Origin of the sequence: Sinorhizobium sp. RAC02, from assembly GCF_001713395.1 — a bacterium.
Lineage (GTDB): Bacteria > Pseudomonadota > Alphaproteobacteria > Rhizobiales > Rhizobiaceae > Shinella.
The window spans coordinates 1,500,753-1,512,816 of sequence record NZ_CP016452.1 but is presented as its reverse complement, the minus strand read 5'-3'; the positions used below and the strand labels follow the sequence as shown (position 1 = coordinate 1,512,816).

12 protein-coding genes are annotated in these 12,064 nt (G+C 62.0%); 8 read left to right on the top strand and 4 right to left on the bottom strand.

The window, feature by feature from the left end; genetic code table 11:
* Position 1: 1 nt before the first annotated feature.
* Complete coding sequence (locus BSY16_RS28030) at positions 2–1,099, bottom strand: ABC transporter ATP-binding protein (RefSeq protein ID WP_069063041.1); 1,098 nt, start codon at positions 1,097–1,099, stop codon at positions 2–4.
* Between the two features lie 255 nt (positions 1,100–1,354).
* Between BSY16_RS28030 and BSY16_RS28025 the strand changes: the two genes are divergently transcribed.
* Together BSY16_RS28025 and BSY16_RS32575 are read left to right on the top strand one after the other, a co-directional pair.
* Positions 1,355–2,041, top strand: coding sequence for a GntR family transcriptional regulator (locus BSY16_RS28025; protein WP_069063040.1), 687 nt, complete (start codon positions 1,355–1,357; stop codon positions 2,039–2,041).
* An 87-nt stretch (positions 2,042–2,128) separates the two neighbouring features.
* Positions 2,129–2,296, top strand: a complete 168-nt coding sequence (locus BSY16_RS32575; RefSeq protein WP_171902492.1) for a hypothetical protein — start codon at positions 2,129–2,131, stop codon at positions 2,294–2,296.
* Between the two features lie 121 nt (positions 2,297–2,417).
* Here the strand turns inward: BSY16_RS32575 and BSY16_RS28015 are convergent, their stop codons facing one another.
* The 3 genes from BSY16_RS28015 to BSY16_RS28005 all read right to left on the bottom strand — a co-directional run bounded on the left by BSY16_RS28015 (position 2,418) and on the right by BSY16_RS28005 (position 5,671).
* On the bottom strand, positions 2,418–3,683 hold the full coding sequence (locus BSY16_RS28015; RefSeq protein WP_069063038.1) for an FAD/NAD(P)-binding protein: 1,266 nt from the start codon (positions 3,681–3,683) through the stop codon (positions 2,418–2,420).
* Between the two features lie 112 nt (positions 3,684–3,795).
* Positions 3,796–4,266, bottom strand: a complete 471-nt coding sequence (locus BSY16_RS28010; protein WP_069063037.1) for an RrF2 family transcriptional regulator — start codon at positions 4,264–4,266, stop codon at positions 3,796–3,798.
* Positions 4,267–4,309: 43 nt separating this feature from the next.
* Positions 4,310–5,671: an FAD/NAD(P)-binding protein gene (locus BSY16_RS28005; protein WP_069063036.1), complete on the bottom strand. Its 1,362-nt coding sequence runs from the start codon at positions 5,669–5,671 to the stop codon at positions 4,310–4,312.
* Positions 5,672–6,121: 450 nt separating this feature from the next.
* On the opposite strand from BSY16_RS28005, the gene BSY16_RS28000 reads away from it, so the two are divergent.
* The 6 genes from BSY16_RS28000 (at position 6,122) to BSY16_RS27975 (ending at position 12,049) form a co-directional block, all read left to right on the top strand.
* Positions 6,122–7,228, top strand: coding sequence for an acyl-CoA dehydrogenase family protein (locus BSY16_RS28000; RefSeq protein WP_069063035.1), 1,107 nt, complete (start codon positions 6,122–6,124; stop codon positions 7,226–7,228).
* A 232-nt stretch (positions 7,229–7,460) separates the two neighbouring features.
* Entirely contained in the window at positions 7,461–8,078 is a 618-nt protein-coding gene (locus tag BSY16_RS27995) for a helix-turn-helix domain-containing protein (RefSeq protein ID WP_069063034.1), read from the top strand.
* Between the two features lie 39 nt (positions 8,079–8,117).
* Positions 8,118–9,194, top strand: a complete 1,077-nt coding sequence (locus BSY16_RS27990) for an extracellular solute-binding protein (RefSeq protein WP_069063033.1) — start codon at positions 8,118–8,120, stop codon at positions 9,192–9,194.
* 59 nt (positions 9,195–9,253) lie between these two features.
* Positions 9,254–10,141 carry an ABC transporter permease gene (locus BSY16_RS27985; protein WP_069063032.1) on the top strand — a complete coding sequence of 296 codons (888 nt, stop codon included), beginning with the start codon at positions 9,254–9,256 and terminating at the stop codon, positions 10,139–10,141.
* Positions 10,142–10,145: 4 nt separating this feature from the next.
* Complete coding sequence (locus tag BSY16_RS27980) at positions 10,146–10,931, top strand: ABC transporter permease (RefSeq protein WP_069063031.1); 786 nt, start codon at positions 10,146–10,148, stop codon at positions 10,929–10,931.
* Between the two features lie 2 nt (positions 10,932–10,933).
* Positions 10,934–12,049, top strand: coding sequence for an ABC transporter ATP-binding protein (locus BSY16_RS27975; RefSeq protein WP_069063030.1), 1,116 nt, complete (start codon positions 10,934–10,936; stop codon positions 12,047–12,049).
* Positions 12,050–12,064 lie beyond the last annotated feature (15 nt).

Sequence of the window (12,064 nt, the reverse complement as noted above, 5' to 3'; positions counted from 1 at the left end):
GCTAGTCCCTCAGAATCTGGGCGACATCGTCATTGATGGCGATGCTGACGCGTTCCTGCTCGGAGAAGCCGCAGGGGCCGCTCTTGGCATTCTGCTGGCGCACGATGAAGGTGCCGCCACCATCGACCTTGACATGGAAATGATTGTCCGTGCCGAGGTAGACGATGTCGTCGAGCACGCCCTCCAGCGCGCCGGAGCCGGGCGGACCGAGACGGGCATGTTCCGGGCGGACGACAATGGTAACCTTGCCCTTCGGCGTGATGCCTTCCGGATAGGTCGCGGAAATTTCCGCGCCGGAGGAAAGCCGGACGCGGGCGCTGTCGCCGGCAACGGAAACGACCTCGGCTTCCAGAAAGTTCGTCTCGCCGATGAAGTCAGCGACGAAACGTTCGGCCGGGCGATCATAGATGTCCCAAGGCGAGCCCACCTGGCGGACCTTGCCCGTCGACATGACGGCGATACGGTCGGACATGGTGAGTGCTTCTTCCTGGTCATGCGTGACGAAGACGAAGGTGATGCCGGTTTCCAGCTGCAGGCGCTTCAGTTCCATCTGCATGGACTTGCGCAGCTTCAGGTCGAGCGCCGAAAGCGGCTCATCGAGCAGCAGCACTTTCGGCCGCGGCGCGAGGGCGCGGGCGAGCGCCACACGCTGCTGCTGGCCGCCGGAAAGCTGCGTGACCGGGTTGTTGCCACGCCCTTCGAGATGCACGAGCTTCAGCATGTCCTTGACGACGGAGTCGATCTCCGACTTCGGCTTGCCGAGCATCTTGAGCCCGAAGCCGATGTTTTCCGCGACCGTCAGGTGCGGAAAGAGGGCGTAGTTCTGGAAGACCGTGTTGACGGGGCGCTGGTTCGGCAAAAGGCGGGAAATATCGGTCCCATCAAGCAGAACCTGCCCTTCGGTGGGCAGTTCGAACCCGGCGATCATGCGCAGGAGGGTGGTCTTGCCACAGCCGGAAGGGCCGAGAAGGGTGAAGAATTCGTTCGAGCGGATTTCCAGCGTCACGTCATCGACGGCCTGGAATGTGCCGAACCATTTCTTGATGCCATGCAAGCCTATAGCTCCGCCATGGGCTGCGGTCGTTCGGGTATCAGTCATCGGTTCCCCGTTTTTCGACCGACGCTCGAGCTTCCTCCGCCCAAACCGCCGGCTGTCCTCTGTCCGGCCGCTGATCACGGCTCTTATGTGATAGGCTTATCTTGCTTATGATCACAACAAACCATAATTTGATCAAATCTGTAAAGGGCCATTTTAAGCTTTGCGACAATATCAGTTTTGCGTGCAAAGCTCCTGAAATTCAGCCCTGAGGCGTGAGGCCGGCAAAAGCCGGGCCTGCAGAGGGGAGGGTACAGCATGTTCGTGGCAGCCAGTCGTGAAGCGTCCGAATCCGCCAAACAATGGGTCTACCGTGTGTTGCGGCGGGGTATCATGACGGGGCAGTTCGAGCCGGGCGATCCGGTGACGATCAATGGATTGGCCGAGGCGCTTGGCGTCAGCGCCATGCCCGTGCGCGAGGCATTGCACCGGCTGGTTTCGGAAGGGGCGCTGGAACTGCTCGACAATCGCCGCGTCCGCGTGCCGGATCTCGACCCGCAGAGTTTCGAGGAAGTTCTTGAAGCCCGTGTCGCACTGGAAACCCGTGCCGCCGAACGTGCCATGCCCTTCATCGACGACAGGCGGCTGACCCGTATGCGGGCGTTCGACCAACAGGCCGATCAGGCACTGGCTGTCGGTAATTTCGGGCGGCTGGTGGAGGCGAATTTCGATTTCCACCGCTGCCTCTACGAGGCACGGCCCGGCACCGTGATGCTGCCGCTCATCGAATCTCTCTGGTTGCGTCTCGGGCCCTTCATGCGCCGGGCCGGTGAGACCCTCTCGCAAACCTATCAGGTCGATCGCCACGCCGAGGCGCTTGCCGCCATCGTGCAGCAGGATGCCGAAGCCCTGAAGGTGGCGATCGCCGCCGATATCCGCGATGGCACCGGCTATCTTGGCCAGGGCCATTTCGCGCGGGTTGCGGCTTTGGCAAAAACGGGCTGAAGATGGTTGATCCGCTCGGTCGGCTCTTGCCCTCCGATCCAAATCGCGTAAGTCATTCCCGTGACTTGCAGTGCGATGGAGGGCGCCTTGAACGACAACAATGTTCTGAAATTCGAACGCCGGAAGCCGCAGCAGGACAACGGGAACAAACCTGAGGTGCCGAGGCCGAAAAAGGGACTGATCTGGATCGCCGTTGTCATCGTGATCGCGCTCGTCTGGGCGTACTACCAGTTCATGGCGCCACAGAGCCTTTGACACGCTGGCCTCGAGCTGCTCCTCGAAGCGCCAAGTGGCAGCGTTTCCGGCCGATCACACGAAGGAGTCACATAATCAGCATTATGGAACTATCGGGCGCACTAGTGTATCTGCACGCCATTCAAGATCGCGATGATGCCACGGCGAAAGTGTGGCGCTGCATGTCGAGGACTGCCCGATAGGCTTGCCGCACTGTTTCGGCGAAGACGAACGGGCCTGGGCGGAGGCTTGAGGCGGCTGTGCCGACCAATGACAGGCCGGGCAAAGGGTTGCCGTCAACAAGGAGGCCTCCGCTGTCGTTGACGCTCAGCAGGCCTAGGTCCGCGCCGAGCAGTCGAGCGAGTGCCGAAGCCGAGGGCGTTTCGCGACAGTCGATCGTGTTGTCGTCTTTCCTTTGCGGGAAGCGCGACGAAACGAAATGCGTGCGCCCGGTTTCGAGTTCGGCAACGAGACGGCGGTGAATGTCGCGTGCGATGCGGACTGAAAACTGTCGATGCAGGTCCAGGAGGTGGCGGCGATAGTGGTTCCGTTCCTTTTGCGGCAGGTTGCGCCAGACGACGGAAAGGCGAAGGGAGGCCGTGTCGACCACCGACTGCCACTGGCCTGTTTCCCGGTTCTCTGCGCTGCGACACTCCCGGCGGATGTAATGGAAGGCATCCCGGAGCGAACGGCTGGCCGGCGGCGGGCCGAAATTTGCCCTGTCATGGCCGCGCCCATGGGGTTGCGGCAGGCTGCCGGTTGCCGCGCGGACATTGACCGGCCCGGCATAACCGCTTGCGCGCAGGTCAAGGAGGATCGCCGCAAAGCGCGGGCCGTTGCCGAGGAGTGTCAGTACCGGCGGTTCTTCGCATTGGGACAGCCGATCGGCAGCCGCATGGGCCGCGCGCCAGGAATCGGCTTCGCGTTGTGCTGCCCCTAAGCCGGTGGCAATGAAGACATGATCGAACTCGGCCCGGTCCCCTTCCCGGAAACGGAGCTGGACGCGGTCGTTTCGGGGAACGGCATCGCGTACCTCGCCAAGGAAGGTGCGGATGCGAATGTCCTTGCGAAGGCTCAGGGCCTCGCTGAAGCGGGCCAGCACATAATCCCGGAAGAGCGCGCGGGGAACATGCAGATCCTGCGGCCCGCGCAACGAGGCAATCGCACCATCGGCCAAAAGGCTGCCGTTCAGCCAGTCGGCGAAGTCGTCGGGACGATCGGGGATGACCGACAGGTCACGCGCCGGTTCGGTGGCCAGGGCCTTCCCAGCGGGGCCATTGCCGAAGGCACCCGGCGCGTCCTCCGCATCGATCAGCCAAGCTTCGAAGGGCTGATGAAACCGCTTCATGAGGGCGATCGTCGTGGCAAGGCCTGAGAGGCCTGCCCCGATCACCGCAATTTGCATCATCGGGCTCTCTTGCCGTGCGGGCCTTTCAATGAACATGCAATACCCCTTCCCTGCACCCTGGAACGAGACGTCTGGCAGCATGATAACGCTAATTTCTGTAATTTCTACCTTTTTAGTGTATTTTGTTGGCGACTAGGTTTTTGATAGCAATCGGCCCGTCGATCGCGCCTTCGGACGAGGCATCCAGAAGGTCGGCGAGAGTCGTATTGTCGAGGATTTCGCCGTATACGAAGGCAATCCGCGCAAAGACACGGCGGACGGTGCACTGCTTTTTATCGCGGCAGTCCCGGCAATAGCCGCCATTTGCGAGACATGCGACAGGCACCAACGGCCCCTCAGTTGTGCGCAGAATGGCGCCGAACGTGATTTCATCCGGGCGTCTCAGCAGCAGATATCCCCCGCGTTGGCCTCTTCGGCTTGCGACAAAACCGGCCCGCTTCAGCTCCAGCAATATCTGCTCCAGAAACTTCTTCGGGATGCTTTCGCGGCTGGCGATCACAGAGATGGGCAGCGGGGCTTCGGGATGCATCCGGGCGAGAGCACGCAGCGCACGCAAGGCGTATTTGGATTTTTGCGAGATCATGGGGCCTTGCTCCCGCGTAAGGGCGCGGCGCGTGGCGAGCCTGTCATCTGGCGGAAATCCTCGCGCTGATGTTTTCGGCAACCGAACGCGCCTGGACGCGGATATCGGGTACTGCGGTAATCTCCCAGTGACGCCCGGCGGTCAGCGGCCCCATGGCGTAGAGGCCGGATTTGCTGTTCCCACCGACGGCAAAAGCCGCAGAATTTTCACCGACGTCGATGCCAAGTCCGGCAGGGTCCGATCGCACCAGTCCGTGATCGGCGAGGCTTGTCAGAAGCGGTGAAGCCTTCACCGTACATCGGTCGAAACCGGTGCAGTTGACAATCAGGTCCGTGGATAGCGCCAACCCGTCGCGGGTCTTGATCCGGACCTCGAGCCGCCCGCCCACCAGTCGCACCGCCTCCAGCCGCCCCTTGTGGCAACGAAGTTGCCCGGATTGTTGAAGTGTCTGGATTTGACGTGCGACGCCAGGTGCCATCCGGTGACGGTGAACACTCCAGAAGGTGGCGGCATGACGCAGAAAGCGCGCTTGCTGGGTGGGGCTCCAGCCGGTCCATATCGCCTGGGTAATCGGGCGCAGACCGTCCATGACGGCCCGCCAGTCTGGTGCGACTCCTGCTTCCGCGCGCAGGATCGCAAGCATTTCACTCACCTCGCCGCGTCCCGGGATGAGCACCGGTGCGGCGGGATCGGCGCGTTGGTTAAGGTGTGCTTGCGGCAGCAGAGCATGGCGCGAGAGGGCGTGGATCTTGCCACGAAAGCCCCGCTGTTTGAGCAGCAGGCATTGGTCGGTCATGGTCAGGCCGGTTCCGACGAGCAGGACGTCGCCATCGCCGGGCAAGCGTTCGAGCCAGTCTTCTGCCCAGGGATCGTGCACGATGAAGGGCTGGATATCGGAAGAAAGCTGGTCGGCCGGAAGAGGCAGGCGCGCAGTCCCCACCCCCGTGCAAAGCGCTGCGAAGTCGGTCACAAGCTGCGTTCCGTCCGAGAGCCGGAACGTCAGGCCGCCATCCTGCGCAGCCTCGGCGCTGCAGGCCTCCGCATCGACGAGGGTGAGAGCAGCGCGATTGGCCGTGCGCTTCAAGGCGGCATCGAGGCTGTCGCCGAGATATCGGCCGTAGAGTTGCCGAGGCACGAAATCGTTTCCTGCCGCCGACGCGCCATTCTCGGCCAGCCAGTCGACGAAATGGTTCGGCCGATCAGCAAAAAGGCTCATGCGGCCAGCCGGCACGTTCAGGAGAAGGCAGTCAGGATTGGCGGCATAGGCGATTCCCCGCCCCCGTTTGCGCGTTGCGCCGACGAGACAGACCCTCGCTGTTGCCGGCAACACGTCGACGAGGTTAAGCGACAGGGCAATGGCCGAAAAGCCCGATCCGATGACGGCAACATCCGCGTGTGTGGTCATTCAAATTCCTCCTGCGAGGATCCGCTCCGGAAGGTAGGTGCTTATCTCTACTAAATATATCGATTTTAATTTTTCTCAATACGCTAAACAAAACGCCGGCATTATCCGCCAGGTTCCCCTCACCGTCCCGGGCAAGTGCCTTGTATGGGACATGCGGAATGGTAGAGTGCGGGCGAACATGCTCGTGTCGGTCGGACTTGAAGCCGTGGATGCGGGAACAAAGAGCTCGCGCACGAATTTCTCGCGGCGAGCGCTGGGTTCCGCTAGATCGCCATGAGTGCTTTGAAAACGTTAAAGGTTTCGCAGTTCGGTCGGTTCTGGACATGCAATCTGTCCGCCGCTTTCGCGGCAGAAAAACGGAAATAAACTATACAGTCTCTATAGAATGTGATCTTTTCACTTGTCTCAGCCTGTGCGCCCTGAAACCACCTTCAGCAAGGAGCAGACGACATGGGTACGATTTCATCGCCGCTTGACCGACCCATTCGAACCGCCGCCGTCATCAGCACGGAGGACGAAGCGATTGCGGTGGCACGCACGATCGCGGGTGTTTTTGGCGGTTCTGGACAGTCTCTGGAAACGGCGGAAGCGCGGCTTGACCTTCTCTCACGCTCAGGTCTGCTCGGCGTTTCCGTACCGACCGATCACGGCGGCATCGATGTCTCCAACACCATCCTCGCCACCATCTGTACTGAAGCGGCGGCGCAATCGGCAACGCTCGGTGAAATTCTCGCCGCTCATTTCGTCGGTCTGGAGCGTGTTCGAAGTTTGGGTGCGGAGGGACAGCACAACACGGTTTTCTCCGCAGCGCTTGCCGGCGCGCGGCTTGCGGGCGCCTCAGTACAGCGCAAGGAGGCGCCGACGGATGCGTTGACGCTGGTTCCGCATGGCCTTGGCTGGCGCTTGAACGGCGAGGCATTTTGTACCCCCTGTACGCGGCATGCTGATTGGGTGCTGGTGCCGGCGCGGCCCGGTGGGGGCAAGACGGCCGGACTGCTGCTTTCGGTTCGTGTATCGGGCCTGCGCTATGCCGCAAACACTTGCGAGCCGGCAAACGGAAAGCCGCAGCCGGCTGAACATGTGCTTTTCAAGGATGTCGTGGTCGACGGCGATACCCTGCTGCATCCCGCTGGCGAGGGCGTGCAACGCTCCGTCCCCCACGACCTCGAACTGCTTCTCGAAGCGTCGCGACATCTCGGTGCGGGGCGCCGCGTGTTTGTGCGTATGCTGGATAGAGCGGATGCCGCACCGTTTATCGTCGGCATGCTTTCGGCACGGCTTGCAGCGGCGGATGCAATGATCGCCGAAGCCGGACGCGCGATCGATGCCGCCCAGATCGGGCTCGCCGAACATCATCGCACCAACGCCTTCCTCGCCGCCGCCGCCGCTCTGGCCATTGCCCGGGAAGCGGCCGACCATGTCAAGGATGCAGAGACCGCGCGATCCGGTGACGCAGCGTCAACCGGTGGCCTTCCCGGGCACTTGCTTTCTGCTCTGCAGGAAAGCGGGCAAATTCATCTCGATCTGCACCGGCATCGTGAGGACGGGGAAAAGTAGGCCGCAAGATTCAAGTGATCTGTGCAGTTTTCTATTCAACAATTTGTATTATATATATTTTTTGTATTCCATGCTAACGTTTCCTGTCAACGAAACAATGCAAATCATGGCGCACGCCCTGCATGGGCAAAGGTGAAACTCACGCTTCGTTCCGCATAAAACAGCCAATGGTGAAATTCGCTGTTGCCAAGCGCCAATCCACTTAATACAGTGTTAAGTGAGAGGTGAGGCCATGGACGATATCGCTGTTGCTGCGAAGAATCAGGCTGTTGTCGGTGAGAAGGTCAAGGCTTTCCGCACCGCCCGACGCATGTCGCTGCGCACGCTGGGAGACGCTACCGGCACGACCGCGAGCTTCCTCAGCCAGCTCGAACGTGGTCTCAGCGGCGTCAACATCAGCACGCTGATGCGCATTGCCGGAGCACTCGGCATCAGCCTCACCGACCTTTTCGACGATGGGTCTCCGCCCGTCGGCCGCGTCCTGCGCAAACATGAGCGCCCTGCCCTGCCTCCGGCCGAGGGGTATCGCAAGATGCTTCTGTCGCGGCGTCCGATCCGCGACATGGAAGTCTATATCGGTGAATTCGATCCCGGTGGCTCGACGGGCGACAAGCCTTACAGCCATGGGGATTCGCATGAACTCTTCTTCGTTCTGCAGGGCAAGGTAGAGCTCACCCTCGGCGAGGAACGCCATGTGCTGTCGGCCGGCGACAGCATCGAATATCCAAGCTCGGTTCCGCACAAGACCGAAAACATCGGCACGGAAACCGCTGAAGTCCTCTGGATGATCGCGCCGCCCACAAGCGTCGCGGATGACCTCGACAAATACCTGCCACGGCCGGGCTCGTAACCGCAGCAGGAACAACGCACGCGAGCGCTACTGGGAGTAATGACGATGAAGAATTTTGCGAGGGCTTTCGCCCTAACGATGACGTGCGCCCTGGCGTTGCCGGCGTTTGCACAGGAAAAGCCGGTCGCCGGCGAAGTGAAGGAAGGCTCGCTCAAGGGCAAGACGCTGACCTTCGTCTCCTATGGCGGCATCTACCAGGACGGCCAGGTGGCCGCCCTTCAGGATTTCGTCACGAAATCCGGCGTGACGCTGCTCAATGACGGCCCGACGGAAATCGCGAAGCTGAAGGCGCAGGTCGATGCCGGCAACGTCACCTGGGATGTCGTCGATACCGCCGACCTGCCGCCCTACGTCCATTGCGGCACGCTGTTCCAGAAGCTCGACTTCTCCAAGCTCGACGTGTCGAAGATCCCGCCGAACCAGGTCGGCGAGTGCTCGGTCCCGGCGATGAACTATGGCGTCGTGCTGATGTACAAGAACGAGACCTACAAGGACAATCCGCCGAAGAACTGGGTCGATTTCTTCGACACGGAGAAGTTTCCGGGCAGCCGCGCCATCGACGGCAGCGGCGATCCGACAGGCGGCCTGATCGAGCAGGCCTTCAAGGCAACTGGCGGCGATCCGAAGGCGATGACGGCCGATGACATCGAGAAAGGCATCCAGAAGCTGCGCGATCTCGGCCCCGACACGATCTATTGGAAGACCGGCGCTGAATCGCAGCAGCTCGCCGAATCCGGTGAAGCCGACATGGTCATGATGTGGACCGGCCGCGCGATGACCGCCGTGAAGAACGGCGCACAGTATACGCCGGTCTGGCAGGATTGGCTGGTCGTCATGGACCAGATGACCATTCCGGTCGGCGTCAAGGATACCGATGCTGCCTACGCCCTGCTCAACGCCTATCTCGGCGCTCGCTCGCAGGAGATCCTGACCGAAAAGACCTCCTACACGCCGATCAACCTCGACTCCAAGCCGAAGGTGGATGACGTCACCGCTGCATTCCTCACCAGCACGCCGGAGCGTATCGGCCAGAGCTATCAGCAGAACATCCCGTTCTGGGTGAAGAACTTCGATCTCGCCGCCGAGAAGTGGAATGCGCTTCTCTCCGGCAACTAAGCCTTGATCCCTCGCAGGTCCGGCTTCGGCCGGACTTGCTTCCATGACGGGAGATCTCCATGACCACCGCCACCCCCGACCTAGCCGCCAGTGCCGAACAGCCCGGCTTCCTTTCACGATTTCGCCCCCGTGGCGCGGTCTGGCTTGCGGCGCCCGCCGTGCTGGTGCTCGTGATCGCACTGGCCTATCCGCTGGCGATCGTCGTCGTCCGCAGCTTCACCGAGCCTGCGCCGGGCATCGACAACTACGTCTGGTTCTTCCAGTCCGCGGTCAACAGGACGGTGCTGCAGCGGACCTTTGTGGTTGCCGCCTGGGTCACACTGGTTTCGCTCATCTGCGCCTACCCCTACGCCTACGCCATGACCATCGTCGGCAAGAATGTCCGGCTGGTGCTGATCCTTTGCGTGCTCGTGCCCTTCTGGCTAAGCGGCGTCGTGCGCACGCTGGCCTGGGTCATCCTGTTGCAGGATTCCGGCGTCATTAATTCCTTCCTGCGCGGCCTCGGCCTTTCGCCGGTCAAGCTGATCCGCACGCTGCCCGGCGTCATCATCGGCATGACGCAGGTGCTGCTGCCCTTCATGATCCTGCCGATCTATTCCGTGATGAAGGGCATAGATACCCGCCTGTTGCAGGCCGCCCGCAGCCTCGGCGCAAAGCCCTGGCGCGCCTTCGTGCAGATCTACATGCCGCTGTCGCTACCCGGCGTCTATGCCGGCGTCATCATCGTCTTCATCCTGTCGCTCGGCTTCTACATCACGCCGGCACTGCTCGGTGGCCCGCGCAGCACGATGCTGTCTTCGCTCGTGCAGAACCAGGTGTTGAGCCTGCTCAACTGGGGCCGCGGTGGTGCCATGGGCGTCGTTCTGCTGGTCGCAACCTTCGTGCTGCTCGCCATCGCCGCCCCGCTGATGCGCCAGAAACACGCCAGCTCGCGCAGGGAGGCCTGAGCCGATGCCTTCTTTCCCGCGCGTTCTCCTCGGCCTCTTCTGCCTGCTCGTCGCCGTGCTGTTGCTGGCGCCGACGCTGGTCGTGATCCCGATGTCGTTCAACGGCAACAAGTCGCTGGCCTTCCCACCGGTCGGTTTCTCGTGGCAATGGTACGGCAACTTCTTCACCAATCCGGACTGGACGACGAGCTTCACCAACTCGCTGTTCATCGCCCTCATCGTGGCAGTGGTCGCAACTGTCGTTGGCACCCTCGCCGCCTTCGGCGTGACCCGCGCGGCGGCGCGCACAGGCGGGCTGCTGCGGGCCCTGCTGATCACGCCGATGGTCGTGCCCGGGGTGGTTCTGGCGATCGGCATCTATGCCGTCTATCTCGACGCCCATCTGGTCGGCACCGTCACGGGCTTCGTGCTGGCGCACACCATGCTCGCCATTCCTTTTGTCCTGATCGCGGTGCAGGCAAGCCTCGAAGTCTTCGATCGCCGGCTGGAAACGGCGGCATCGAGCCTCGGCGCCGGGCGGCTGACGGTGTTTCGCACGGTGACGCTGCCATTGATCCTGCCGGGCATCCTCTCAGGCGCGCTCTTCGCCTTCATCACCTCGTTCGACGAAATCATCGTCGCGCTGTTCATCACCAGCCCCTACCTGAAGACCCTGCCGGTGCAGATCTACTCGTCGATCACCCGCGACGCCGACCCGACGGTTGCCGCCGTCGGCACCCTGCTCTTCATCGCAACGTCGCTCATCATCATTGCCGGCCTGCTCTTCGGCATGCGCCGTGGAAGGACATGACTATGAATGCACCCCAACGATCCGCTGGTGCTGCGATCGAAATCCGCAAGGCCTCGAAGCGTTATGGCGCTTTCGTGGCCCTCAACGACATCGATCTCCACATCCGCCCCGGCGAGTTCATGACACTGCTCGGCCCCTCCGGTTCCGGTAAGACGACGACGTTGAACCTGATCGCCGGTTTCACCGACATCAGTTCCGGCACGCTCGAAATCGGCGGCAAGAGTGTGACCGGTCTGCCCTCGCACAAGCGTAACATCGGCGTGGTCTTCCAGCACTACGCGCTCTTCCCGCACATGACGGTCGGCAAGAATGTCGCCTATCCGCTGACGCTCCGCGGCATCAAGGGCGAGGACCGCGAACGCCGGGTCAAACGCGCGCTCGACATGGTGAAGATGGCGGATTTTGCCCATCGCTATCCGAACGAGCTTTCCGGCGGCCAGCAGCAGCGCGTGGCGCTCGCCCGCGCGCTGGTCTTCGATCCGCCCCTGCTCCTGATGGACGAACCGCTCGGCGCGCTCGACAAGAAGCTGCGCGAATGGCTCCAGCTCGAGATCAAGCGCATCCATCGCGAACTCGGAACGACCTTCGTCTACGTCACCCACGACCAGGAGGAGGCGCTGGTGCTGTCTGATCGCATCGCCGTTTTCAACGGTGGCCGCATCGAGCAGATCGGTACGGGACGTGAACTCTACGACAATCCGGCGACGCTGTTCGTTGGTCGCTTCATCGGCGAATCCACCGTATTGCGGGGCGCAAGCGAAGTCTCCGGTAATGACACGATCATGACCATCGGCAACGACAGGATCGTGGCGCACAGCCGCCTTGCCGCCGATGCCCGGCCGGTCATGCTCCTGCGGCCGGAGCGCGTGGCGCTGAAGCGTGCCGGTACCGATGTCGTGACCGGCGAAAACCGCCTGTCCGGCTCGGTCGCGGAGGCGATTTATCTCGGCTCCGGCTCGAAATACGAAATCCGGCTGAACGACGGCACGATCGCCGTCGTCCGCAGCCCGCTCGGCGCAACGGATTTCGCCATCGGTGACAGCGTGGACATCGCCTTCACGCCTGCCGACCTCATTCTTCTTCCCGACGATGCCAGCGCCGACGTGACGCTGACCTGAACCCGAAAGCATCCC

Excerpts from the sequence above, each read along its gene's own strand:
- BSY16_RS28030 (WP_069063041.1), bottom strand. The coding sequence starts at position 1,099 with ATGACTGATACCCGAACGACCGCAGCCCATGGCGGAGCTATAGGCTTG.
- BSY16_RS28025 (WP_069063040.1), top strand. The coding sequence starts at position 1,355 with ATGTTCGTGGCAGCCAGTCGTGAAGCGTCCGAATCCGCCAAACAATGG.
- BSY16_RS28015 (WP_069063038.1), bottom strand. The coding sequence starts at position 3,683 with ATGATGCAAATTGCGGTGATCGGGGCAGGCCTCTCAGGCCTTGCCACG.
- BSY16_RS28010 (WP_069063037.1), bottom strand. The coding sequence starts at position 4,266 with ATGATCTCGCAAAAATCCAAATACGCCTTGCGTGCGCTGCGTGCTCTC.
- BSY16_RS28005 (WP_069063036.1), bottom strand. The coding sequence starts at position 5,671 with ATGACCACACACGCGGATGTTGCCGTCATCGGATCGGGCTTTTCGGCC.
- BSY16_RS28000 (WP_069063035.1), top strand. The coding sequence starts at position 6,122 with ATGGGTACGATTTCATCGCCGCTTGACCGACCCATTCGAACCGCCGCC.
- BSY16_RS27995 (WP_069063034.1), top strand. The coding sequence starts at position 7,461 with ATGGACGATATCGCTGTTGCTGCGAAGAATCAGGCTGTTGTCGGTGAG.
- BSY16_RS27990 (WP_069063033.1), top strand. The coding sequence starts at position 8,118 with ATGACGATGAAGAATTTTGCGAGGGCTTTCGCCCTAACGATGACGTGC.
- BSY16_RS27985 (WP_069063032.1), top strand. The coding sequence starts at position 9,254 with ATGACCACCGCCACCCCCGACCTAGCCGCCAGTGCCGAACAGCCCGGC.
- BSY16_RS27980 (WP_069063031.1), top strand. The coding sequence starts at position 10,146 with ATGCCTTCTTTCCCGCGCGTTCTCCTCGGCCTCTTCTGCCTGCTCGTC.
- BSY16_RS27975 (WP_069063030.1), top strand. The coding sequence starts at position 10,934 with ATGAATGCACCCCAACGATCCGCTGGTGCTGCGATCGAAATCCGCAAG.